The following is a 22065-nucleotide window of genomic DNA, read 5'->3' as shown; positions in this document are numbered from 1 at the left end:
AGCGGTGTTTTTTTTACTGCTTTTCGTCAAGACGCTTTAGCCAGTCACCGCTTTCAATCCGCGGGAAACCATCCACGCTGTGTCGATACAGGTAGATCCACGCACTGCCATAAGGCGTGCGGATCAGCTCGCGCTTGTAGTCCTTGGTATTGCTTTTCAACTCGTCCAGCTCGGCCAGAATCGATGAGTTAATACGATACACTTCACAGTGTACCGTGCCCTCTCCAGGGATCGCTGCCGGGTAGTGACCCAGATTATAAAGCTGGTAGCCTTCTAACTCATGTTCACCCAACCATTGGGCGTTGGTCATCCAATGGCTGTTTCCCTGCTTACGTCGTAAACTGCCGTAGACAATGATTCGCATAGCTAAAACTCAAACTGATAGAGCACATCCAATGCCTGGTCTAGACCAGACACCGCTTCCAGATACAACCTAGGCATCAGGCGGTATCGCAACGTCAGCGTGGCCAATGAGTCGAAGATCCCCACCCCATATTTTACTTGTAAGCCAGGGAGGACATAGCCGCTCACCACCACCTGAGAGCTGTCGCCAACTCCCTCGGTATCAAGGGCCAGATTACTTACGCCAAACGCCTCGCCGATTTTACCCACAAGTTGACCACTATGTGCAACCCCCATACCAATTAACATTGAAGTCATGGCGTTGCCATCGGCGCCGCCAGCCCCTAATCCCTGGCCGCGCAGCAGGTAAGACAGCGCTTCTTGCTGAGACATGGCCGGGTCAGAGAACACTTCCAGCCTTGGTGCATCGGCCATACCGGTCACGCGGACACCGGCGGTCACGTCATTTTCCGTAGCATCCGGATTACGGATCGCCTCAATATTCAACAGCGGTTGGTCCGGCGGTCCAGAGAATATCAGTTGGCCTTTGCGCACGAGCAGATCCTGACCATAGGCATGGAAACGCCCCGATGGAATATTAATCTGACCATGCACCCCCAGACCATTCCGGTCTTGCGCCACACGAAGATCGCCACGCAGTCTGGCTTTCAGGCCAAATGCATCCAGACGAACGTCGTTACCCACGCGGATCGTCAGATTGCTGTTGATGGGGATCCCTGCCGTCGCCGGTTGTATCGGCTTGAGCTGGTTATCCAGCATCACTTCATCCGAAGAAACCCCGACCGCGCTTTCCGGCAGCTCCTGCACCGTAATACGCGCCCAAGGGATAGCTACGTTACCGTTGAGAGAGAACAGCTGCGGCGTTGCTTCAAACACCACATCCGGTGAAACATCAATTCGTACCATTGGCGGCAGGGTCACCCGCAGCCGATCGCCCTTGGCTGCAATACGTGCACGCCAGGCATTGATATCCCGCCAGTCGGCATCCCCGGACAGATTGAGCTGCCCATGCGTAGTCGCCAGCAATCCTTCCAGGGTCGAGGTCATCCCGTTGAAGTTCAGCGCCAGGCGGCCTTCGGTCATATCGAACGGCATCCAGTGGCCAACAATCGCCACCTTATCCAACGCCAGACGGCCAAACACCAGCGGGTTCTGCGCATTGCCGCCTAATTGCAGGTTGGCATTCAGCATCCCCGCGGCTTTCTCGCCCTGCGTCAGTATCGGGTTAAGCAGCGCCAGCGACACATTGGTGATATTGACGTTGCCGCTGATGGTACGACGTACCTGCGGATCGGTGATCTGAACGTTACCGTTAAACTGGCCGTTATTGGTCAGCTTGATCAGCCAGTCTGCCTGTGCCCGGCCATTGTTCAGGCCCGCATTGAGGTTTAGCGTGTCAAAGGCGATCGGCAATGCGGCGCCCTGCACCTGCTGTACCACTTTCACCCCTTTGCCCACCAGTGAAACCTTCGCCTGTGGCAATGCGCCCCCCGGTTGCCAACTGACGTCTGCCCGGCCACTAAAGACGCCGTTCATGGCCGTATCCGGCCCCAGGAACGGTTTGATCATCGCCAGGTCGAAGCGGTTGAGTACCACGCTGGCCTGGCCACTGGCCCCCGCCTCGATGGTTCTAGGTACGCACAGCTCGGCATTCGGGTTCACCCAGCAATGCGGCCCTACGCTGACCTTCTGTTGCGTATTCAGATAATCCAACGCGATGGCACGGCTAAGACGCCATTCACCCACCGGTGTATCAAAGCGAGTGTTGTTCAGGTTGCCTCGCCAACGCTGTTGCTGACGATCAAAACTGCCCTCCAGGGCCAACTGCCCAGAAACCGGCTTGCCGTCGATATTCACTTGCAGCCGATGTTGGCGCTCGCTGCCTCTGGCATCCAGCGTCAACAGATTGATCTGCAACGCATCCTGTTTGAGCTGTTCAACCCGTACCGCCAGTTGCCCCTGGATTTGATCGCTGGAATGGACATCGCCGTCGATCTTCACCCGATTGATGTGCAGCGCCTGCCATTGCAAGCCTGTCGCGGTCAGGTCTGCCAACAGCTGCGGTGCCTGCAAATTGCCACGCAGCTTCAACTGCCCGCGGGCATTGCCGGCAAGGCCCGGCAAAGCGCCATCGAGGTGTGCCGCATCGACATTGGCATCCAGCACCCAGTTTTTCTCATCCAACTGGCCTTTAACGCTGAGCGTATTGCGCCCTAATGCCAGATCGATACCGGGGATCGTCCACTGCCCGGCCGCATTGCCACGCACAGAGCCACGTGCCGATACCTTGTTTTGTTTCACATTGCCGTCGAGCTGCAGCACCGGCACCTGCAATTGCCAACTGCCGCCATGCAGGCTGCCACGGGTGGTGATTTTACCGTCCAACCGCGCTGGCCATTCCGGCCATTGTTTGGCGGTATTAATGCCCGACAGCGTCAGCTGTGACGTCCAACTTATCGCCTTGCTCCAGTCCACCAGTGCCGTCAGGTCGGTATTCCCTTGCAGTGCAGCCAACCGCAGGCGCTCGAGTCTGAACTGTTCAAGATTACCTTTACCATCAAGCTGTAGCACTGCCGGAGGCAAATCCTGGCCTTTGAAATTGGCGCGGGTAGATAACGCATAATCTGCGGCCTTGCCGTTAAAGCGCAGGCGGAAGTCATTAACCTGATACTGGGCCTCGCCGGTCAGCGGCCATTTCAGCTGTTTGCTTTGCAGCGTCAGCGCCAAGGGCAACCCCACCTCTGCCAACTGGGTTTGCACATCCAGCTGCGCACCAACGGGGCCAGACAGGTTAAGCGCCACTTTCAGCTCTTCACGCAGCCCACCTGACACATTCAACTTCACCTTCTCGCCTTTCAACGGATCGATATTCAACGTGCCGTTGGCCACCATCTCCACGGGCCAGCTGCCGGTCAGCGTTGCCTGCCCTTTGGCGGAAAGCATACCTTGCGGCGATCTCACGTCGAAGCGATCCAGCTGAATATGCTGATCTCTGGTGCTTGCCTGCAGCTGCAAGCGGGTGATCGACACCTCCGTGTCCCCAGTCAGATACAGTTGCTCGCCGCTAATATCCTCAACGGTAATATCAAGCGGCAGACGAATTTCTGGCAGATCCGGCAACAGCGGTTTGGCAAACAGCGCTTTCAGGGTTTCACCCAACGGTTTCTCTTCCGCTGGCGGTGGTACCAACACTGGCGCAACCGTCGTTTTCTCTGCCACCTTGTCCGCCAGTTTCTCTGCGGCGGGCTGCAGCACTTCCGGTAAAGGATTCGCAGGTGTTTTTGGCAAGGCAATGAGCAAAGCGCGGATCGTAGTTGGCATCAACGTCAACGCACGTTCCTGCCACTGTACGCCGGTACTGAATTCCCCCAGGGAGATCGCGGTATCGTCCACGGTAACTTTAACGTTGTTCAACGCCAGCTTACGCAGGGTAATGGGATAAGGCGTGCTGAGATCGCCGATCGGCTCGCTGCTTTCCTCAACAGGTGCAGAAGGCGGCATTTCGGCGGTTTTCACCACCACATCGACATCCTGTGCAGTCAGCGCATTGACGCACAATGAACTGCGTTTAAAACAGGAGAGATCGAGCGAGAGATGGAACTGCCCGGCGTTAACCGCCACGCCCGGCATCTGATACTTCACACCTTTCAGGGTCAGATCGCGCCAGCCGCCACTGACCGCCGCAATTTCCAACCCGGGTACCCAGCGGGCAGCCCCGTTGATCACCATATGCAGGCCAGAAGTGGTGCCAAGTAGAAACGCCAACGTGCCGATCAGCAGCAACAGCAGGATCAAAAATCCCAGACAAATCTTTTTTATCAGGCTCATAGTTCAGGCCCCAAACCGATATAAAACTGTAGGCCGTGGGTTTCTTGATCCCCAACCGGCGCGGCGATATCCAGTTTCACCGGCCCTACCGGCGACTGCCAGCGCACGCCGACGCCAGCCCCTGTCTTGAAATCGCTATCTTTGATGTCGTTAACCGCCTGCCCGGAATCGACAAACACCGCCCCCCACCAGCGGCCAGTCACGTTATATTGGTACTCCAGCGAGCCAGTCATCATTTTGGAGGCACCGGTCAGCTTACCGTCACCACCCCGCGGGGAAATGCCCTGGAATTTATAACCACGGATACTGCGATCACCACCGGCGAAGAAGCGCAAATCCGGCGGCACTTTGTCAAAATCGTTGGTTTCTATCCAGCCTACCTGGCCACGCACCACAAAGCGGTTTTTCTCCCCCAAGGTGCGGATCCAGACGTTCTGCGCCTGTATTAGCGCAAAATCGACCCCAGAGCCCCAAGTGGTATCCGACACGTCAATGGAATAGCGCTGGCTGTCACCCCACACTGGCATTAGGCCACCACGTGAACGCGTACGGTTGATGGACACGCCAGGGTAAAGCAGCATGGTGGTATTGGTGACGGTGCCCTGAGTAAAGTGGTCCAGACGCCAACTGAGATTGATCGCACGCTGCCAGCCGCTGGAGAGATCCCAGTTACGTGAAGCCACGACCTTGGTACTGTCAGATTGGGTATCGTTCAGGTCAGTCCGTTTGAAACCGGCCTGCAACAGGTAATACTGCTCAAGCGGGCTGCGCAGCAACGGGATCTTATAGGTCAGATCCAACTGCTGCTCCGGTGCAGAGATGCTGGCGGTAGTGGTCAGACTATGGCCCCGATCATTCAGCCAGGGCTTGCGCCAAGTTCCACGCACCCTTGGGCCAATATCGGTAGAGAAACCGCCACCCAGCTCCATAATATTACTGCTACGCGGAGTTACCATCGCATCCAACGGCAAAATCTTGCTCTGTTTGGCATCGGTGAAATCCGGGGATACCACCACCGAGTTGAACCAGTTGGTGGCAGACAAGCGACGGTTCAGTTCGGCCAGATCGTTTGAGCTGTAATAATCGCCCTGGTGAAAGGGCACCAGGTTTTGCAGATAATCTTCGCGGATTTGCGAGCCTTTGAAATTCACCTTGCCGAAGTGATAACGATCGCCACTGTCGAAATCGATATCCCAGAACGCTTTATGCAGCTCTTGCGCTACGCCAAGTTGGCTCTTTTTCATGTTGGCATCAAAATAACCTTTACGCAGCGCAATCCCGGTCAGGGAACTTTTAAAGCTATCGTATTGGCCATGATTGAGGATCTCGCCCACGGTTGGCCGGTCGGTTCTGACCAGACGCAGGTAATCCTCATCCGTTCTTGCGCCACCTTCCAGCGTAATATTCGCCCCGGCAATGCGCACCGGCTCACCAGGTGTGACGTGAGCATGCAACACCGGACGCGAGAGCTTTGGGTTATCGTCAAAGGTGAAGTCAATGGTGGGTTCATAATATCCAAGAGGCCGTAGCCCCTGACGGATGGCAGCATCCACCCGAGCGCGAAAACGCCCCTCGGCATTGACCTCTTCCGGCGTGATCGCGGAAAGACGGACACGAACGTTGCGCTCCAAATCCCCACTCAGGCCGTCAACCTGCAGCCGCACATTCGCCGCAAACACCGACGGCATAACGAATAGCGCACATATTACGCAAAGGACACGATATCGTGGCACAGGTGCTCCTTAATTAATTTTTCTGTCCTGTCAGTACCTTTGCTCTGGTGCTGGGGCGGTACGATCAGACTGCCCCCTTTACCTTTAGATCCCAGACGTTGCCTATACGACATCGACCGTTACCGAAAACAAGACGTATTCTTAGCTTTTGACGCTCAAAATACTGCGTTAAGCTGATACATAAACCTTAGATAGGGCTTATTGTGGGCAAAGAAGTGGCCAGTTACAACTGACACGCGTCCCTATTAGGTGAATTCTTATTATGGTAACAGGAGTCAAACATGGTGCAATCTTTTGATAAGTCTAAAAACATCGATAAGGCAAGTGCGCTTCCTGGCCGTACTACGCCGATGCCCGTCGCTACGCTTAACGAGGTGACAGGCCATTCCATGACCTTCGTGCCCAAGGGAATGGCGACGGCCATCTTCGGCATGGGCTGCTTTTGGGGCGTTGAACGCCTGTTTTGGCAGCAAACGGGTATTTATAGCACTGCCGCAGGCTATAGCGGTGGTTTTACGCCAAATCCAACCTATCGCGAGGTTTGCAGCGGCCAGACTGGGCATGCAGAAGTGGTACGCGTAGTCTTTGACCCGCAGGTGATCAGCTATCGCCAGCTGTTGCAGGTATTCTGGGAAAACCACGATCCAGCGCAAGGCATGCGCCAAGGGGGAGATATCGGTACTCAATACCGCTCTGCTATTTACTACCTGGACTCAGAACAACAGACCGAAGCAGAGCAAAGCCTGCAAGTTTTCCAACAGGCGATGGAGAAAGCGGGCGATCAACGCACCATCACCACCGAAATCGCACCGGCACTGCCTTTCTACTATGCAGAGGATGACCACCAGCAATACCTGCATAAGAATCCGGGCGGCTATTGTGGCTTGGGCGGCATTGGGGTGTGTCTGCTTCCACAAGGTTAAGCTGTTAATTTTTAACCACTGGCGGCCTTCACGGGGCAACTGCTATACTGTGTTGGGTCGCGTTTGCGGCCCCGCTTTTGTGGGCGCGTTATACAACGCCCCTTTGATTCACTTTATACACGGTATTACCCCTCCGAAAGAGCGCCGACATCCCGTCGGTACGAATGGATAGACTATGTTAAACAGTATTTTACTGATTCTTTTTCTGATCGCAGTGAGTGCGTTTTTCTCGCTTTCAGAAATCTCTCTGGCTGCGTCACGCAAGATCAAACTTAAACTGATGGCTGACGAAGGTAACATCAATGCCGCCAGAGTCCTCAAGCTGCAGGAAACCCCGGGTATCTTCTTTACCGTGGTGCAAATCGGCCTCAACGCCGTAGCCATCCTCGGCGGTATCGTCGGTGATGCAGCCTTCTCCCCCAGCTTCAAAGTGCTTTTCGACCGTTTCCTGTCGCCCGAACTCTCCGAGCAGATCAGCTTTATGTGCTCATTTGTGATGGTGACCAGCCTGTTCATCCTGTTCGCGGATTTAACCCCGAAGCGCATCGGTATGATTGCACCGGAGACGGTTGCCGTCCGGATCATCAACCCGATGCGTTTCTCGATCATGCTGTTCCGTCCGCTGGTCTGGTTCTTCAACGGCATGGCTAACCTGATCTTCCGCATGTTCAAGCTGCCGATGATGCGTAAAGACGACATCACCTCCGAAGATATTTACGCGGTGGTGGAAGCCGGTGCGCTGGCCGGGGTACTGCGCAAACAGGAACATGAGCTGATTGAAAACGTCTTCGAGCTGGAATCGCGTACCGTGCCCTCTTCGATGACTTCCCGTGAAAGCGTGATTTACTTCGATCTGCGCGAAAGCGAAGACAGCATCAAAGAAAAGATCTCCACCCATCCGCACTCCAAGTTCCTGGTATGCGACGGCCATATCGATCAGGTCGTTGGCTATGTTGACTCCAAAGACCTGCTGAACCGTGTTTTGGGCAATCAGAGCCTAGTGCTGAGCAGCGGCGTGCAGATCCGCTCGGCGCTCATCGTGCCGGATACCTTGACCCTGTCAGAAGCGCTGGAAAGCTTTAAAACCGCCGGTGAAGACTTTGCGGTGATCCTCAATGAATATGCTTTGGTGGTCGGGATTATTACGCTGAACGACGTGATGACCACGCTGATGGGTGACCTGGTAGGCCAAGGTCAGGAAGAGCAGATCGTGGCGCGTGATGAGAACTCGTGGCTGATTGAAGGTGGGACACCAATCGAAGACGTGATGCGAGTGCTGCATATCGATGAGTTCCCACAGGCTGGCAACTACGAAACCATCGGCGGCTTTATGATGTACATGCTGCGCAAGATCCCGAAACGCACCGACTTTGTGAAATATGCCGGGTACAAGTTTGAAGTGGTCGATATCGACAGCTACAAAATTGATCAGCTATTGGTCACCAGACTGGTCGACAAACCGACCGCGGTGCTACCGAAAGCCCCAGACGAAACGACTCCGGCATAAACATTAGCGGCCCCTTGGGGGCCGCAGTTATTTTGCTTTGCAGGTGGCTCTACAAATACCCTAAGAATTTAAAGTCAGCCGCTCTTGCGCATCCATGCGCTTGCGGCATTTGTACATCCCTGTACGGCACAGCTAGGCGACAGGTATCGCGTTATCAACCCATTTCGGCCTGAAGCAACAACACCTGCCGGTTAACTTCTGACATCACGTTGAAGTGGCGCTTGTCACGAACCTTCGGCAACAGGATTTTGCCCTTGTCGAATTCGAACGCCCCCACATCCTTGATGTACAGCCGCCCCCGGAACAGGGTTTTTACATACGTAGCCACTTTCCGTGGGTTATAACGCTGGAAGATTCTCATAGTTGTTACTCTCCTCCCGTTGGATCCATGCGCTCAGCGAGCGGCCAAAGTGGCCACCTCGACATTCGGAGCGCAACTTGATTGCTTTCTAGTAGACTGAGTAAAGACCATTTCGTTCAACTCTTCCTGGATTTCTATCCTGGATTTACACTTACTGACAGAATTGTGTATACCTATTTATAATCTTTGCAGTATATCCATTCAAAAAGCGCATAATTACCCCCAGAAGGAAAAACTGCGATCAGATTAACAGGACAGACCTCGGATGAGCACCTATGCTTTAACCACCCTGAGTCAAATTGAGACTTATTTCCCTCTGCAGGAGAATGCATGAAAAATAGCATGCTAATGATAATGCTGCTGTTGGCCCCGATGTTGGCCTCTGCTCACAACCTTCAGCTCCACCAGCGCGTGGCACCGATCGGCGTCAGCGATAAAGGCGAGTTGGACTATGTTGATAATAAGTTTAGCTACAAAGGTTGGAATAGCGCGCAGCTCGGTGGAAAAGTGCGAGTGGTGCAACATATTGCTGGCCGTACTTCGGCCAAAGAGCTGAACGATCCGCTGATTGAAGCAATCAAAGCCGCTAAGCTACCGCACGATCGTTACCAAACGACGACTATCGTCAATACCGACGACGCCATCATCGGCACCTCTATCTTTGTGCGTAACAGTATTGAAGACAGCAAGAAAGAGTTCCCTTGGTCGCAGTTCATTGTCGACAGTAATGGCAACGTCAAAAAGGCCTGGGATCTGCAACCAAAAGGCTCGGCAATTGTAGTGCTTGATAAAGAAGGCAAGATCCAGTTTGCCAAAGATGGCGCACTGACGCCGCAAGAGGTGCAGCAGGTGATGGAGATGCTGCACCAGTTGCTGAAATAGCGTTTAAACGGCGTCCCGCGCGGTGATTGGCGGGACACAGCCTAAAACAGCGAAACCCTAAAGCCAGGGTTCAGGAAAGACTCACGCGGGGTGTATAACAGCGGCTTGCCTTGCCAATCGTGGATTTGTGCTCCGGCAGCTACCGCTACCGCGTGCCCTGCCGCCGTATCCCAGATATTGGTTGGCCCAAACCTTGGGTAAAGCTGCGCCCTCCCTTCCGCCACCAGGCAGAACTTCAGCGATGAGCCTACCGAGATGGTTTGGTGTTCGCCCAACTGTTGCAGGTAATCCTGTAATTCCTCATCACTATGGGAGCGGCTGACAACCACCAACGGCAGCTCGGCATTACTGACGCTAATCTCGCGGCGTCGGCCCCCTTCTTCCTTCCAAGCCTTGCCGCGCTCAGCCAGATACAGCACACCCATCGCCGGGGCGTAGACGACGCCCATTACCGCCTCACCCTCTTCGATCAACGCGATATTGACCGTGAATTCACCGTTACGGTTTAAAAACTCTTTGGTACCGTCCAGCGGATCGACCAGCCAGTAACGCGTCCAGTTGCGGCGAACTTCCCAGGCGGGAGGATCTTCCTCCGACAGCAGTGGGATCTCCGGAGTCAGTGCCGCCAGACCGCGTTTAATAATATGGTGCGCGGCCAAATCCGCGGCGGTCACCGGTGAATCATCTTTTTTCTGTGCCACATCAAGCGGTTGTTCACCATGATATACCGCCATGATCGCTGTACCCGCCTCGCGGGACAGCTGGCAAATCTGCTCCAACATAGTACACCTCAGACATTCAGTTCCGTGGGACGTTTCCCCTTGCTATAGCTTGCAGCCTAGTTTTATTTGGGCGGAATATCCATCTCAACTCACTAAGCCGCGGTATTTATTCAAGTCTTCTCCGTCACAACTTTGCTTATCTGTACGTTACATTCGGCCAGTTTATGCCAGACTTCACAGTTTGCTGAGAGAAGGAGTGGTACTTACATACCCCTCTGCGATACCCCTCTAAGAATAACCCTATGGAGATAACCATGATCAAGCGCCCTCTGGGACTATCCGCACTGGCCCTACTGGTTTGCGCCTCAACACAGGCAGCCACGGTTGACCTGCGCGTGCTGGAAACCAGCGATTTGCACGGCAATATGATGGACTTCGACTATTACAAGGATAAGCCCACCGATAAATTCGGCCTGGTGCGAACCGCCAGCCTGATCCAACACGCTCGCCAGCAGGTAACCAACAGCGTACTGGTCGATAATGGTGACATCATCCAGGGTAGCCCAATGGCTGACTATATGGCCGCCAAGGGATTGAAACACGGTGATATCCACCCGGTCTACAAGGCAATGAATACCCTGGATTATGTGGTAGGCAATATCGGTAATCACGAGTTCAACTACGGGCTAGACTACCTGAAGAATGCCCTGGCCGGTGCCAAATTCCCCTACATCAACGCCAACGTCATTGATGCCACCACGCAAAAACCGCTGTTCACTCCCTACATTATTGTCGATACCCCGGTAAAAGACCGTGATGGCAAAGCTCATACTCTACGTATCGGCTATATCGGTTTTGTGCCGCCGCAGATCCTGGTGTGGGACAAAGCAAACCTGCAGGGAAAAGTAACCGTAAACGACATCACCGAAACGGCTAAACACTATGTACCGGAAATGCGCAAACAAGGGGCCGATCTGATCGTCGCGATCCCCCATTCAGGCCTTTCCAGTGATCCCTATAAGGCCATGGCGGAAAACTCGGTGTACTACCTTAGCCAGGTTCCAGGCATCGATGCCATCATGTTCGGCCATGCGCATGCGGTGTTCCCCAGCAAGGATTTCGCCAATATCAAAGGCGCAGATATCGATAAAGGCTTGCTGAACGGCGTACCTGCGGTGATGCCGGGCCAATGGGGCGATCATCTCGGCATCGTGGATCTGCAATTGAATAACGATGGGGGAAAATGGAAGGTTACCGCGGCGAAAGCGCAAGCCAGACCGGTTTATGACAAAGAGAACAAGCGTTCGTTGGCAGTGGAAGATCCAGCTCTGGTCAAGGTGTTAGAGGAAGATCATAAGGGAACGCGTGAGTTCGTCAGCGAACCTATCGGCAAGTCCGACGGCAATATGTACAGCTATCTGGCCCTGATCCAGGACGATCCTACCGTGCAGATCGTCAACAATGCGCAAAGAGCCTACGTTGAGCACTATATTCAAGGCGATCCGGATCTGGCCGATCTGCCGGTATTGGCCGCTGCTGCACCGTTCAAAGTGGGTGGCCGCAAGAACGATCCCGCCAGCTTTGTCGAGGTGGAAAAAGGCCAGCTTACCTTCCGCAATGCCGCCGATCTCTATCTCTACCCCAATACCTTGGTGGTGGTTAAAGCCAGCGGTAAGGAAGTGAAAGAGTGGCTGGAGTGCTCCGCCGGGCAGTTCAACCAAATTGACGTTAACAGCAGAAAACCGCAGGGGCTGATCAATTGGGACGGTTTCCGCACCTATAATTTCGACGTGATCGACGGCGTCAATTATCAGATCGACGTCAGCCAACCGGCACGTTACGACGGAGAGTGTACACTGATCAATGATCAGGCGGAGCGTATCAAGCAGCTGACCTTCAAGGGCAAGCCGATCGATCCTAACGCCCAGTTCCTGGTTGCGACCAACAACTATCGTGCCTACGGCGGCAAGTTTGCCGGAACGGGCGATAAGCATATCGCCTTTGCTTCACCGGATGAAAACCGCGCGGTATTGGCGACCTACATCAGCGAAGAAACCCAGAAGCACGGCGCGGTGCATCCGCAGGCGGACAACAACTGGCGTTTGGCCAGCTTCAACAGCCCACAGCCGCTGGATATCCGCTTTGAGACCGCCCCTAGCGAGAAGGCTACCGCGTTTATTAAAGCTAACGCACAGTACCCGATGAAGTCCGTGGGTAACGACAGCATCGGCTTTGAGCTCTATCAGATCGACCTACAAGCTAAATAATTGACCGTTGGGCGCGTTACGGCGCGCCTTTTCACCTCTACCCCTTTTTATCAATGGCGCACCTTTTAAATTGCATTTAAAATGCATGTTATAAGTTTCTTCCTTTAAAGGGGCATCATCATGGATTACCGTAACCAATCCCTAGGCGCACTCGCCATTGCTATCCCACGTGCCAGCAAGCTGTTCCGCGACTATGACTTGGACTTCTGCTGCGGGGGTAAACAAACCCTGGAGCGTGCTGCCAGCCGCAAAGAACTGGATCTGGATAAGTTGGAAAGTGAGCTGGCCGCGCTGGCGGCAGAACCCGTGGACACCCGCGATTGGCGTCTGGCTCCGCTGGCTGAGATCATCGATTACATCCTGCCACGCTTCCACCAACGCCATCGTGAACAGTTGTCAGAACTGGTGTTGATGGCGGAAAAGGTTGAACGCGTTCACGGCGACAAGCCCACCTGCCCACGCGGGCTGGCCAAGCAGCTAAACCTGATCCGGCTCGATCTGGAAAATCACATGATGAAGGAAGAACAGATCCTGTTCCCGCTGATTAAACAAGGCATGGGGCAACAGGCGGCAGGGCCGATTTCGGTGATGGAGCATGAACATGATGAGGCTGGCGAACAGTTGGAAGTGGTGAAATTCCTCACCAACACCGTCACGCCACCGGAAGGGGCCTGCAATACCTGGCAGGCGCTGTACAACGGTATCAATACGTTTATCAGCGATCTGATGGAGCATATCCATCTGGAGAACAACCTGCTGTTCCCACGCGCGCTGAGTGGCAGATAAAACCAGGGCGCCGTGAGGCGCCCTTACTGTAACACGAGAGCCGATTACAGAATTTCGAGCAACTCAACGTCAAACACCAGCGCGCTGAATGGCGGGATGGATGCGCCTGCACCACGCTCGCCATAGGCCAGGTTGTGAGGGATATACAGCTGCCACTTGGAGCCAACCGGCATCAGCGTCAGAGCTTCGATCCAGCCAGGGATCACGCCGCTGACCGGGAACTCGGCAGGTTGACCACGTTCAACGGAGCTGTCGAACACATCACCGTTGATCAGGCGGCCGGTGTAATGCACACGCACGCGATCCTGACGTGATGGGATTGGGCCATTGCCCTGCTCCAGCACGGAGAACTGCAGGCCAGACTCGGTCAGCGTCACTTCTTCACGCTTGGCGTTATCTTCCAGGAACTTCTGGCCTTCAACGGCCATCGCCTGCTGGCGCTCAAGGCGTACAGCATCCGCACGTTCGTGGATTTCGCGCAGCGCACGATGGACCACATCTACCGGAACCGCCGGGGCATTCCCTTCCAGCGCGTCACGCAGGCCAGCCAGCAGAGCTTCTGGTTGTAAACCTTGCAGGCCGGACTCTTGCAATTGCTGACCGACCTGTAAACCAATCCCGTAACTTGCTTGCGCTTCAACGCTATCAAAAGAAGGGGTTGTCATGGGGTTTTCCTTTAGTCTGTAAAAAGTCGAAAGCGCAGCATAACAGCGCCGCAAAGCCGGGTAAAATCTTGTGTGGAGAATGATGACTTTTGTCGTAGAAAAAGAAACAATAACCAACTGTTAACCTTTGGTGTCATGATTCTCTCTGCTCCCCATCACTTCCAACGGTTAGCGATATAAACCCGGTACGGCTCAAGGCCAGCACCGTAATCGCGCGGTACAGAGACTATTCGCCCCTCATGGTGCACAAGTGCACTGCGGCTTGAAATCCATAGGGTATACTGGGGTCAGCGGTACACTTTTTGTAAAGTGACAATTTTACGCAGTTGAAGAGAGGTCACCATGGGCAGAATCGCGCCCAGGAGAAGGAAAACCATCCGTGTCTATCAGCCACTGCTGCGCACCTGGCTGAACATGAGCCAACGCCTGAAGCCTGGCCCAGCACCGGAAACGTCAGCAACCACCGATGAGCCGGACTCACTACCGCCACAACAGAGCGGCAAGGGGCAAAGGCTCAAAGCGTTGTTGCTGAAAATATGGCACTTGCCGGACAGCCTCCACTGGATGGAACCTCTGCCCTATTTTCACCGCCGTTGGGTGATTATATTTGGTGCTATCCTGCTCCTGTCGCTGCTTTGGCCGTATTCCGACGATAACGCGCGTCCATTCCCGGTCACCAGCCAGGAAAACCAGATACCCTTGCAGGCTCAGTTGCAAAACAATGGCCAGCAAACGGCAGGTGAAAGCGATAACTGGCAGCGTTATCAGATCCAGGCTGGCCAAACCTTGGCGCAGTTGTTCCGTGACAACAACCTGCCGGTGAACGAGGTGTTTGCCATGGCGCGGGTTGAAGGGAACGATAAGCCGCTCAGCAATCTGAAGGCCGGGCAAGAAGTGCGTGTCGAACGTAATGCTAACGGCGTGATCACCGCGCTCTCAGTCACCAGCGCGGATAACAGCGAAGCGCTGTTCCGCCGCCAGAGCGATGGCAGCTACCTGCGCGTTCGCTAATCTTTAAGCTGGTCCAGCAAAAAATCACGCAGTACAACCCCCTGGTTGTGCTGTGTGTCCTTGCTGCCATACAGCAGGGTCAACGGCTCACCTTGCTTTAATAACGCCACCAGCGGCTGCCAGGCCTCATTGGCGACCAACTGTTGGCGATAAAGCGCAACAAACTCATCCCACTGGTCGGTATGCTGATGAAACCACTGGCGTAGTGCCGTATCCGGTGCCACCTGCTTAAGCCAGATGACGCCCTGTAACCTTTCCTTACTCACACCGCGCGGCCATAGCCGATCGGTCAGATAGCAGTGCTCCGGTGCCGGGCCGCTGAAATCGTAGACTCGCTGTAAGATGATTTCTGCCATTTTCGCCTCTCCTTGCCAACAGATAGCCTCAGAGTAACGTGTTTTACCCGGCGCTGAAAAGCAAAACGCCAGCACTAGGCTGGCGTTTTAACTTGGTGTACTAAAGCCGATTAAGCTTCAGCAACCACAACTACATTCAGCTGTGCGAACACGTCGCTGTGTACCTGGAAGTGCACTTCGTGCTCACCAGTGGTACGCAGAACGCCGTTCGGCAGACGAACTTCGCTCTTGGCAACTTCAACGCCTGCCGCAGTAACTGCGTCAGCGATGTCGCGGGTGCCGATAGAGCCGAACAGTTTACCTTCGTCGCCTGATTTAGACGCGATGGTCACTGTTGCCAGTTCGTTGATCTTGGTTGCGCGAGCTTCAGCAGCAGCCAGAACGTCAGCCAGTTTGGCTTCCAGTTCAGCACGGCGTGCTTCGAAGAACTCTACGTTTTTCTTGGTAGCAGGAACAGCTTTGCCCTGTGGTACCAGGAAGTTACGGGCATAACCCGCTTTAACGTTAACTTGATCACCCAGGCTGCCCAGGTTTGCTACTTTATCAAGCAGAATAACTTGCATTACCTTATCCTCTCAAAGTCGTTAATGGACAGTGGCCGATTACTGATGACGATCAGTGTACGGCAACAAAGACAGGTAGCGCGCGCGCTTGATAGCACGGGCCAGCTGGCGCTGATATTTTGCACGAGTACCGGTGATACGGCTCGGGACAATTTTACCACTTTCAGTGATGTAGTTTTTCAGCGTAGCGATGTCTTTATAGTCAATCTCTTGAACGCCTTCCGCGGTGAAACGGCAGAACTTGCGACGACGGAAATAACGTGCCATTTGGCTAGTCTCCAGAATCTATCAATTCAATCTGCTCGGCATGCAGGACCAATTTGTTCAGCCCGTTGCGCCCTTGATGGCAGCTAACGAAGCCTTGAACGGTAACCTGACTGCCGACCGTTAATCTTTGAGTTAAAGCTTGTGACTGTTGTCCGCTGACAACCACGGGCATTCGGCACCATGCTTGCCTGCTGAATCCGGCTTCCATCTGCGACGATCGGTGCTCAAGCACAAATTGGCAGTGGGGTATCCCGGAAGGACTCACTTTTCGCACCGGCGTCTTGCACACTGTGCCAGACAACACCAGACGATTAGCCGTCACGACAGCAATTACTCTTCAGAATCCCCAGCATCTGCATCATCTGCGGTTTCGTTAGCGAAGTCTTCGCGGCGATCGCCACGACGTTCGTCTTTCGCTTTAACCATCGGAGATGCTTCAGTTACCGCGTGCTTAACGCGCATAACCATGCTACGGATAACGGCGTCGTTGAAGCGGAAGTTGGTTTCCAGCTCATCGATCGCTTCCTGCGGAGCTTCAACGTTCAGCAGAACGTAGTGGGCTTTGTGCAGTTTATTGATCGGGTAAGCCAGTTGACGGCGGCCCCAGTCTTCCAGACGGTGAATCTGACCTTGCGCGTTAGTGATGGTAGCACTGTAACGCTCGATCATGCCCGGAACCTGTTCGCTTTGGTCAGGATGGACCATAAAAACGATTTCGTAATGACGCATCGAATTGCTCCTTACGGATTATTCAGCCTCCTGTCAGGGTCAACCGCGGCCCATGGAAGCAAGGAACGTGTATGTGTGTGCGGCTGAAAAATGACGCGTAATCATACCGGCGCAAGGGGGGGAACTCAAGGACTGAGTGGGTTTTATTGAGGTTTATGCGTAAGACCACGAGAAATAGCACAATTTGCTGGCAGAAAAAGCGATGTATACCGATCCATAGGTTTTAAAAATCCTTCAACAAAATCATCAGCCCACTGGAAATCATTATCATTTTTTTTGAACAAGGCCATCAAAATCTCCCTCTTTTTAATCCTGACTATCGGACTAAAGTTTAATTATCCGCCGCAGAAAACGCAGCGATAAAGGGTTGCAGTCATTCAATATTGATAAATAACTTAAGCTAATTAGTCGTAGTTAAGAGAGGCACCTATGAAGCGTATCGCTATCGCCATGGCGTTACTACTTTCCGCCAACGCCATGGCCGCCACTGAAATCACTTCCCACCAAGCCGATCAACGCCAGAGCATCGGGTTTATCACCCTGGATCAGAATGTGGTTTCCCCGGATGACGCCAGTTCCCAAGTCAGCCAGATTGCCGATCAACGCGGCGCTTCCGCCTATCGGATTATCGCTTTGCATGAGCCAGGCAGCACCGCGTCTATCCACGTCAGCGCCGAGCTGTACCGCTAACCCAAAATGCAGCACCTGGGAACCCAGCCGAACCAAGAGGCGGTCGATCAGTAACCACAATGCCTTGCCCCCTCCCACGGGGGCTTTTTACAGTGAATCCTGGAAAAAGGCGGTGGTAGCGTTCAACGCTCCAGGAGTAATGCGATGACGCACTTCCGCTTCCGTGAGGTAGGTCAGCCACCGATCCAGGCCGCGCCGACGTAGCTCGTCAGCCAAACGCTCACTCTCCACCGCAGGCACCACATCATCGGTTTCACCATGCCATAGCAGCAGTGGCCGCCCGGCAAAACTCTCCCAATGATGTTCAACCTCATAGGCGGCCAAGAGAGCAAGACGTGCCTTGAACGCGGGCTGCTCTAGCGGTTTCCCCTGTGCATCCAATGGCGGATATAGCGTCTGCGCCAGTGAAGTGAAGTAGCCCGACCCCATCAGGCTGGCGGCCGCTTTCACCCAAGGATAACGGGTAAAGGCTCCTAAGGTGGTCATTCCCCCCATCGAAGCACCTGCCACGCCAATGCGATCCCCGGCAATCAACCCACTCTGCTCAAAGTATGTTTTGAGCGCGGGTAACTCATCAACGTTACTTTTGAGAATTTCCCAGAAATGCGCCAACCTTCGCGCTTCATCACCATCAAAACGCTCACCGTGCATTGCACAATCGGGCAGCACCACCCGGAAACCCGCTTTGGCCAGCGAATAGGCAAAATAGGCGTACACCTCTTTCGATGAGGTATAACCGTGATAGAAGAAGATGGTAGGCAACGACTGCTCATAGCGCCCAGCTGGCACCGCATGGATCACCGCAACGTCACCCACCCGCTCATCATGGATCTCGATCATGTATTCCCCCTGTGGCTAATGTTCTCTATGATGGCAAAAATCGGCCCGAAACCTTAGTCCAACCTATTCTACTCTATGCAAAAGAGTGATGAGGCCAACATGAATCTTTCCCGTACGGTGATCACCCTATTACTGTTTAGCTTGCTGTCTGGATGCAGCGTATTTAAAACCACGCCCAAACCCCCACCACCGCCTACCGATCAGGCACAGGAGATCACCCGCGCACAAACCTTCGGGTTGGAGAAAATGGCAACGATCAGCGCTGTGGTACGCGGCAGTCCGATGAACGTGGAAGCCGAGATCCAGCGCAAAGCTAATGCCAGCGGCGCACGCTATTACATGATTATCATGAACAGCGAAACCATCGTACCGGGCCAGTGGTATTCGCAGGCGATACTTTATCGGTAGCGCTGGCGCTTACTCTGAATAATAGGTAAAACGGGTGCCCGAACAGGCACCCGTGAAGAGTGGTTTCCCGCGATTACTCTTTGGTCACTGGCCCATTTACCGTGCCGCTATTAGTGTATCTCCCGCCCGCCAGATTCAGCTTCACGCCCTCCTGGCCAGTAGTCACCGCGCCACGTCGGTTTGTGAAACCCTGGCTGTTAATCGTCGTGACCTTATCGGACAGTAATTGACCACGGTTAGTTAACGCCCCATGGACGTTAACATCCAACCCTTCGTTACCGCGGATTGAACCACTGTTGGTAAAAGCTGAGGTAACCTCTACCCTACTGATACCTTTTGAAGAGATCGTGCCATTACCATTATCCAGGTTGTTAGCCACCAGCGACAGCGAAGCAACGCCTGAGACAGTGCCACGGCTGTTATCCACGTTGCGATGCTTCATGTTGACATTGCCGTTGGTGGAAACAATCAGGCCCCGCCTGTTGTACAGCCGATCGCCGCTGATGTTCAGATCGCCCTTGCTGACAATCCCCCCCTCGCTGTCTTCCGGCAGATCGACGTGTACCCCCATCTCTCTGCCAAAATCTTTACTGTCGCGGTTATAGATAGTCGCCGCCTGCACATCTACGCTTCTCTGCGCATAAATCAAGCCCGCATCGTTACGCAATGTGGTAGTTTCCGCATAGACATTCAGCCCACCCAGCACACCCGCATCGTTGTTAATCGTGCTAGCGTAAACCGCGGTGCTCCCCATTGAGCTACCGATCACCCCATGGTTGTTATTCAGGGTATTACTGACGCGGATCTCATTGCCCCTGACCATAGTGAAACCACCCATACGGTTGTCCAAGCTGTTAGATTGCAGCGACAGCTTGCCATTACCCCCAATACGGCCATCTTGGTTATTCATGGCGTCGATATTGGTGAGGTTGATATCCCCTTTTGAAGAGATTGCCCCACTCTCGTTGAGCAGGTTACGACCATTGGTGTCTACGCTCAGCGTCTTGGCAGCCTGTAGTGTGCCGTTGCTATTGGTCAGCGCCCCACTGTTGATATTCAGCGACCCGGCCGACTCAATCAGACCATTGCTGTTATTTAGTGCGCTGCGGTTAGTCGTTAACGTGAAGGTGTTGCCCGCACTCATTTTCCCGTTACGGGTGTTGTTTACCGTACCGGTCGTTGCCAGGTTAATCTTACGTTGCGCGGCAATCTCCCCGTTACGATTATCGAAATTGCCAGCCACGCTCATGTCCAGATCGGCAAACGGCAGGCCGAAGGCGTAAATCTGACCATCACGGTTATCCAGGGTACCACTGGTGATAGATGACTTACCCGCCGTTGTGAGTACCCCCCCATTGTTGTTCAACTGCCCCGTTTTCAGGGTCATACCCAATGAGCTGTAAATGCCAGCGCCGCTATGGCGACCAGTGTTGGTCAGCAATTGGCCATTGGTATCGATAGTGACCTGTGAACTGGTTTGCACCAGGCCATTGGTATTGTTCAGTTGTCCACTATTGATGTTCACCGAACCACTGGCCGCAATGTTGCCGTTGATATTGGTAAGGCGGTTTTTGTTGGTATTGATGGTGACACCACCGCTCCCTCCTCTGATTAGCCCACTGGTATTATCAATTGCGCCTGCGGTGTTCAATTTGTTGGCACGTGCGGCGGTGATGCTCCCTGAACGGTTATCCAGCACGCCATTCACGTCCATCACCAGGTCTGAGGTGGAAGCCGCGATAGTACCGGCATTACGAACACCCACTCCGCTTTCTGTTCCCACCAAGGTGATCTTGTCAGCATACATCCCCCCTAAAGCAGCAACGTCAATCCCAACGCGAGGTCTGCCCGACGCCGATGCCAGCGCAGTCGCCTGGGTGTTATCCGCATTGACGCTATTACGGCCAGTGGTCACTTTCAAATCCTTGGCCCAGACACCGGCATTAATCACCACCGAGCGTGCAATCAGATCGGTATAATTACTGTCGCCGCTTTTCAGGCCATCTCCATTAATAACAATGGTACCATTTTCCGTTTTATATCCCTGTATAGCGCCATCGGCAAACTGGGCAGTGCCGGTGGTCAGCGTGGCTCTGCCGGTATTAATAAAGCCACAGCCGCTACAGGTAATGCCCGCCGGGTTGGCAATAATTACCTGAGCCTGCTGGCCTGCAACTTCCACCATGCCATTTAACACGCTAGCCTGATTGGAGTTGACCTCATTAAGGATCACTGAGGCCGCCCCGCCGCTTAAATTCGCATTACCCGCGAGACTCCCCGCCAGTTGACTATTCGCCCCGTCGACGCTGTTATTCAGCACAACACCGTTTTTATCAACGTTGAACTGGTTAAAGATATTGTGTGAAACACCCCCTTTGCCCGCAGCGTTGATATTCACCACGGTCGAACCATTCGCCCCAGCATTAACCGCAGGGCGAGAGGCCTGCCCGGCATCAGCAACGATAGCCGCATTAGCCACGGAGACACAGCCAAAAACCAACAGCCCGGCAAAGTAGAGTGGTGAAATATTCACCCGCAGAGATGAATAGTTCTTTTCTTTACGTGTCGATAAATCGGTGGTGGACGAGTGATTATTACATGACATGCTGTTAATTCCTTTTACACAAATAGGAAAGCCAGTGGGTCGACCAGAACAAGCCGCGATAGAAAAAATCTTTCCTTAATAAATAATTAACATAGGTGGCACTCAGGAACCGTGCTTAATTCCTATTACATTAAAAATGTAACATATAACCCGCCATGGCACTCAGCCAATTATTTAATCAAAACTAAAAATAGGGGGCATTCACCCAATTAACAAGAATTGTCCCAATCATTGCATGTAATAAACCCCAGGTGTTCACATGAAATTAATACCATTCTAAATACTTCTATAATTAACACTAAAATAAGACAGGAGTTTAAACGGCCAGTTCCATCAGCATATTATCTGGTGGCATTTTCTTCCAGGCTATAAGCAATGAGTTCCTGTTTTAGACCCCCATAGCTCGCTGAAGCAGCGTATCGCACAGATCGAATAACTGTTGGGTTAGATCGAACAACCGATTCTGCCCGCGCGGCGGCATATCGGACAGGAAAAGGTTGCCGTTCCCCAAAGGATTGGGTTGGTTAAATACGGTATGCGTAGTCCAGACCATGAGCTT

At 53.6% G+C, this 22065-nt stretch carries 23 protein-coding genes; 8 read left to right on the top strand and 15 right to left on the bottom strand.

All coding sequences use genetic code 11. The annotated features are described in order from the left end of the window. Positions 1-13: 13 nt before the first annotated feature. From KAJ71_RS17825 to tamA, 3 genes are read right to left on the bottom strand one after another with little or no spacing between them, the layout of a single operon-like run. Positions 14-364 carry a gamma-glutamylcyclotransferase family protein gene (locus KAJ71_RS17825; protein WP_024483355.1) on the bottom strand — a complete coding sequence of 117 codons (351 nt, stop codon included), beginning with the start codon at positions 362-364 and terminating at the stop codon, positions 14-16. A 2-nt stretch (positions 365-366) separates the two neighbouring features. Then, a complete protein-coding gene (gene tamB / locus KAJ71_RS17820) occupies positions 367-4191 on the bottom strand; it encodes an autotransporter assembly complex protein TamB (RefSeq protein ID WP_248946938.1) in 3825 nt (1274 codons plus the stop codon). Beyond that, positions 4188-5924, bottom strand: coding sequence for an autotransporter assembly complex protein TamA (tamA, locus tag KAJ71_RS17815; RefSeq protein WP_311295057.1), 1737 nt, complete (start codon positions 5922-5924; stop codon positions 4188-4190). The genes tamB and tamA overlap by 4 nt, the downstream gene beginning before the upstream one ends. A gap of 281 nt (positions 5925-6205) precedes the next feature. Between tamA and msrA the strand changes: the two genes are divergently transcribed. Beyond that, entirely contained in the window at positions 6206-6847 is a 642-nt protein-coding gene (msrA, locus tag KAJ71_RS17810) for a peptide-methionine (S)-S-oxide reductase MsrA (protein WP_248946937.1), read from the top strand. 175 nt (positions 6848-7022) lie between these two features. After that, positions 7023-8354 carry a polyamine export protein PaeA gene (paeA, locus tag KAJ71_RS17805; protein ID WP_248946936.1) on the top strand — a complete coding sequence of 444 codons (1332 nt, stop codon included), beginning with the start codon at positions 7023-7025 and terminating at the stop codon, positions 8352-8354. 154 nt (positions 8355-8508) lie between these two features. Here the strand turns inward: paeA and KAJ71_RS17800 are convergent, their stop codons facing one another. Next, a complete protein-coding gene (locus tag KAJ71_RS17800) occupies positions 8509-8715 on the bottom strand; it encodes a stringent response modulator YtfK (RefSeq protein WP_248946935.1) in 207 nt (68 codons plus the stop codon). A 330-nt stretch (positions 8716-9045) separates the two neighbouring features. On the opposite strand from KAJ71_RS17800, the gene KAJ71_RS17795 reads away from it, so the two are divergent. Next, complete coding sequence (locus KAJ71_RS17795) at positions 9046-9597, top strand: YtfJ family protein (RefSeq protein ID WP_248946934.1); 552 nt, start codon at positions 9046-9048, stop codon at positions 9595-9597. 41 nt (positions 9598-9638) lie between these two features. Here KAJ71_RS17795 and cysQ read toward each other — a convergent pair whose 3' ends face one another. Next, positions 9639-10379: a 3'(2'),5'-bisphosphate nucleotidase CysQ gene (gene cysQ, locus KAJ71_RS17790; RefSeq protein WP_248946933.1), complete on the bottom strand. Its 741-nt coding sequence runs from the start codon at positions 10377-10379 to the stop codon at positions 9639-9641. Between the two features lie 254 nt (positions 10380-10633). Here cysQ and KAJ71_RS17785 point away from each other — a divergent pair, with 254 nt between their 5' ends. Both KAJ71_RS17785 and ytfE read left to right on the top strand, forming a co-directional pair. Next, entirely contained in the window at positions 10634-12586 is a 1953-nt protein-coding gene (locus KAJ71_RS17785) for a bifunctional 2',3'-cyclic-nucleotide 2'-phosphodiesterase/3'-nucleotidase (protein WP_248946932.1), read from the top strand. Between the two features lie 120 nt (positions 12587-12706). Next, positions 12707-13372: an iron-sulfur cluster repair protein YtfE gene (ytfE, locus tag KAJ71_RS17780; RefSeq protein WP_248946931.1), complete on the top strand. Its 666-nt coding sequence runs from the start codon at positions 12707-12709 to the stop codon at positions 13370-13372. 44 nt (positions 13373-13416) lie between these two features. Here ytfE and bamJ read toward each other — a convergent pair whose 3' ends face one another. Next, a complete protein-coding gene (gene bamJ / locus KAJ71_RS17775; protein ID WP_248946930.1) occupies positions 13417-14037 on the bottom strand; it encodes a BamJ family beta-barrel-assembly machinery protein in 621 nt (206 codons plus the stop codon). A gap of 342 nt (positions 14038-14379) precedes the next feature. Between bamJ and KAJ71_RS17770 the strand changes: the two genes are divergently transcribed. Then, a complete protein-coding gene (locus KAJ71_RS17770) occupies positions 14380-15048 on the top strand; it encodes an OapA family protein (RefSeq protein ID WP_248946929.1) in 669 nt (222 codons plus the stop codon). On the opposite strand, the gene KAJ71_RS17765 is transcribed toward KAJ71_RS17770, so the two are convergent. From KAJ71_RS17765 to KAJ71_RS17740, 6 genes are all read right to left on the bottom strand, one after another. After that, the gene (locus tag KAJ71_RS17765) at positions 15045-15404 is read right to left on the bottom strand and encodes a DUF488 domain-containing protein (protein WP_021807544.1); all 360 of its coding nucleotides are present in this window, start codon (positions 15402-15404) and stop codon (positions 15045-15047) included. The two genes, KAJ71_RS17770 and KAJ71_RS17765, sit on opposite strands and share 4 nt — an antisense overlap. Before the next feature lie 110 nt (positions 15405-15514). After that, positions 15515-15967, bottom strand: coding sequence for a 50S ribosomal protein L9 (gene rplI, locus KAJ71_RS17760; protein WP_248946928.1), 453 nt, complete (start codon positions 15965-15967; stop codon positions 15515-15517). Positions 15968-16006: 39 nt separating this feature from the next. Next, the gene (gene rpsR / locus KAJ71_RS17755) at positions 16007-16234 is read right to left on the bottom strand and encodes a 30S ribosomal protein S18 (protein WP_000135199.1); all 228 of its coding nucleotides are present in this window, start codon (positions 16232-16234) and stop codon (positions 16007-16009) included. 4 nt (positions 16235-16238) lie between these two features. Beyond that, complete coding sequence (gene priB, locus KAJ71_RS17750; RefSeq protein ID WP_065684090.1) at positions 16239-16556, bottom strand: primosomal replication protein N; 318 nt, start codon at positions 16554-16556, stop codon at positions 16239-16241. An 8-nt stretch (positions 16557-16564) separates the two neighbouring features. Next, complete coding sequence (gene rpsF, locus KAJ71_RS17745; RefSeq protein ID WP_004933634.1) at positions 16565-16963, bottom strand: 30S ribosomal protein S6; 399 nt, start codon at positions 16961-16963, stop codon at positions 16565-16567. Between the two features lie 143 nt (positions 16964-17106). Then, positions 17107-17253: a hypothetical protein gene (locus KAJ71_RS17740; RefSeq protein ID WP_248946927.1), complete on the bottom strand. Its 147-nt coding sequence runs from the start codon at positions 17251-17253 to the stop codon at positions 17107-17109. Positions 17254-17392: 139 nt separating this feature from the next. Between KAJ71_RS17740 and KAJ71_RS17735 the strand changes: the two genes are divergently transcribed. Next, positions 17393-17653 carry a YdgH/BhsA/McbA family protein gene (locus KAJ71_RS17735; protein ID WP_248946926.1) on the top strand — a complete coding sequence of 87 codons (261 nt, stop codon included), beginning with the start codon at positions 17393-17395 and terminating at the stop codon, positions 17651-17653. An 87-nt stretch (positions 17654-17740) separates the two neighbouring features. Here KAJ71_RS17735 and yjfP read toward each other — a convergent pair whose 3' ends face one another. Further along, positions 17741-18493, bottom strand: a complete 753-nt coding sequence (gene yjfP / locus KAJ71_RS17730; protein WP_248946925.1) for an esterase — start codon at positions 18491-18493, stop codon at positions 17741-17743. 99 nt (positions 18494-18592) lie between these two features. On the opposite strand from yjfP, the gene bsmA reads away from it, so the two are divergent. Beyond that, the gene (bsmA, locus tag KAJ71_RS17725; RefSeq protein WP_248946924.1) at positions 18593-18901 is read left to right on the top strand and encodes a biofilm peroxide resistance protein BsmA; all 309 of its coding nucleotides are present in this window, start codon (positions 18593-18595) and stop codon (positions 18899-18901) included. 73 nt (positions 18902-18974) lie between these two features. Here the strand turns inward: bsmA and KAJ71_RS17720 are convergent, their stop codons facing one another. Together KAJ71_RS17720 and KAJ71_RS17715 are read right to left on the bottom strand one after the other, a co-directional pair. After that, the gene (locus tag KAJ71_RS17720) at positions 18975-21506 is read right to left on the bottom strand and encodes a two-partner secretion domain-containing protein (RefSeq protein ID WP_248946923.1); all 2532 of its coding nucleotides are present in this window, start codon (positions 21504-21506) and stop codon (positions 18975-18977) included. 388 nt (positions 21507-21894) lie between these two features. Further along, complete coding sequence (locus KAJ71_RS17715) at positions 21895-22059, bottom strand: hypothetical protein (RefSeq protein WP_248946922.1); 165 nt, start codon at positions 22057-22059, stop codon at positions 21895-21897. Between the last annotated feature and the right edge of the window lie 6 nt (positions 22060-22065).

The organism is Serratia silvae (assembly GCF_023282985.1).
GTDB classification, from domain to species: Bacteria; Pseudomonadota; Gammaproteobacteria; order Enterobacterales; family Enterobacteriaceae; genus Chania; species Chania silvae.
Note: the sequence above shows the minus strand (reverse complement) of the source record. Positions and strands in the feature narration are given on the sequence as shown.

Bases quoted from the DNA above. Each gene is read 5' to 3' on its own strand.
- cysQ (WP_248946933.1), bottom strand. From the start codon at position 10,379: ATGTTGGAGCAGATTTGCCAGCTGTCCCGCGAGGCGGGTACAGCGATC.
- KAJ71_RS17785 (WP_248946932.1), top strand. From the start codon at position 10,634: ATGATCAAGCGCCCTCTGGGACTATCCGCACTGGCCCTACTGGTTTGC.
- yjfP (WP_248946925.1), bottom strand. From the start codon at position 18,493: ATGATCGAGATCCATGATGAGCGGGTGGGTGACGTTGCGGTGATCCAT.
- KAJ71_RS17720 (WP_248946923.1), bottom strand. From the start codon at position 21,506: ATGTCATGTAATAATCACTCGTCCACCACCGATTTATCGACACGTAAA.
- KAJ71_RS17765 (WP_021807544.1), bottom strand. From the start codon at position 15,404: ATGGCAGAAATCATCTTACAGCGAGTCTACGATTTCAGCGGCCCGGCA.
- KAJ71_RS17770 (WP_248946929.1), top strand. From the start codon at position 14,380: ATGGGCAGAATCGCGCCCAGGAGAAGGAAAACCATCCGTGTCTATCAG.
- KAJ71_RS17825 (WP_024483355.1), bottom strand. From the start codon at position 364: ATGCGAATCATTGTCTACGGCAGTTTACGACGTAAGCAGGGAAACAGC.
- KAJ71_RS17735 (WP_248946926.1), top strand. From the start codon at position 17,393: ATGAAGCGTATCGCTATCGCCATGGCGTTACTACTTTCCGCCAACGCC.
- ytfE (WP_248946931.1), top strand. From the start codon at position 12,707: ATGGATTACCGTAACCAATCCCTAGGCGCACTCGCCATTGCTATCCCA.
- KAJ71_RS17795 (WP_248946934.1), top strand. From the start codon at position 9,046: ATGAAAAATAGCATGCTAATGATAATGCTGCTGTTGGCCCCGATGTTG.
- bamJ (WP_248946930.1), bottom strand. From the start codon at position 14,037: ATGACAACCCCTTCTTTTGATAGCGTTGAAGCGCAAGCAAGTTACGGG.
- tamB (WP_248946938.1), bottom strand. From the start codon at position 4,191: ATGAGCCTGATAAAAAAGATTTGTCTGGGATTTTTGATCCTGCTGTTG.
- rpsF (WP_004933634.1), bottom strand. From the start codon at position 16,963: ATGCGTCATTACGAAATCGTTTTTATGGTCCATCCTGACCAAAGCGAA.
- rplI (WP_248946928.1), bottom strand. From the start codon at position 15,967: ATGCAAGTTATTCTGCTTGATAAAGTAGCAAACCTGGGCAGCCTGGGT.
- bsmA (WP_248946924.1), top strand. From the start codon at position 18,593: ATGAATCTTTCCCGTACGGTGATCACCCTATTACTGTTTAGCTTGCTG.
- KAJ71_RS17715 (WP_248946922.1), bottom strand. From the start codon at position 22,059: ATGGTCTGGACTACGCATACCGTATTTAACCAACCCAATCCTTTGGGG.
- msrA (WP_248946937.1), top strand. From the start codon at position 6,206: ATGGTGCAATCTTTTGATAAGTCTAAAAACATCGATAAGGCAAGTGCG.
- rpsR (WP_000135199.1), bottom strand. From the start codon at position 16,234: ATGGCACGTTATTTCCGTCGTCGCAAGTTCTGCCGTTTCACCGCGGAA.
- KAJ71_RS17740 (WP_248946927.1), bottom strand. From the start codon at position 17,253: ATGGCCTTGTTCAAAAAAAATGATAATGATTTCCAGTGGGCTGATGAT.
- KAJ71_RS17800 (WP_248946935.1), bottom strand. From the start codon at position 8,715: ATGAGAATCTTCCAGCGTTATAACCCACGGAAAGTGGCTACGTATGTA.
- paeA (WP_248946936.1), top strand. From the start codon at position 7,023: ATGTTAAACAGTATTTTACTGATTCTTTTTCTGATCGCAGTGAGTGCG.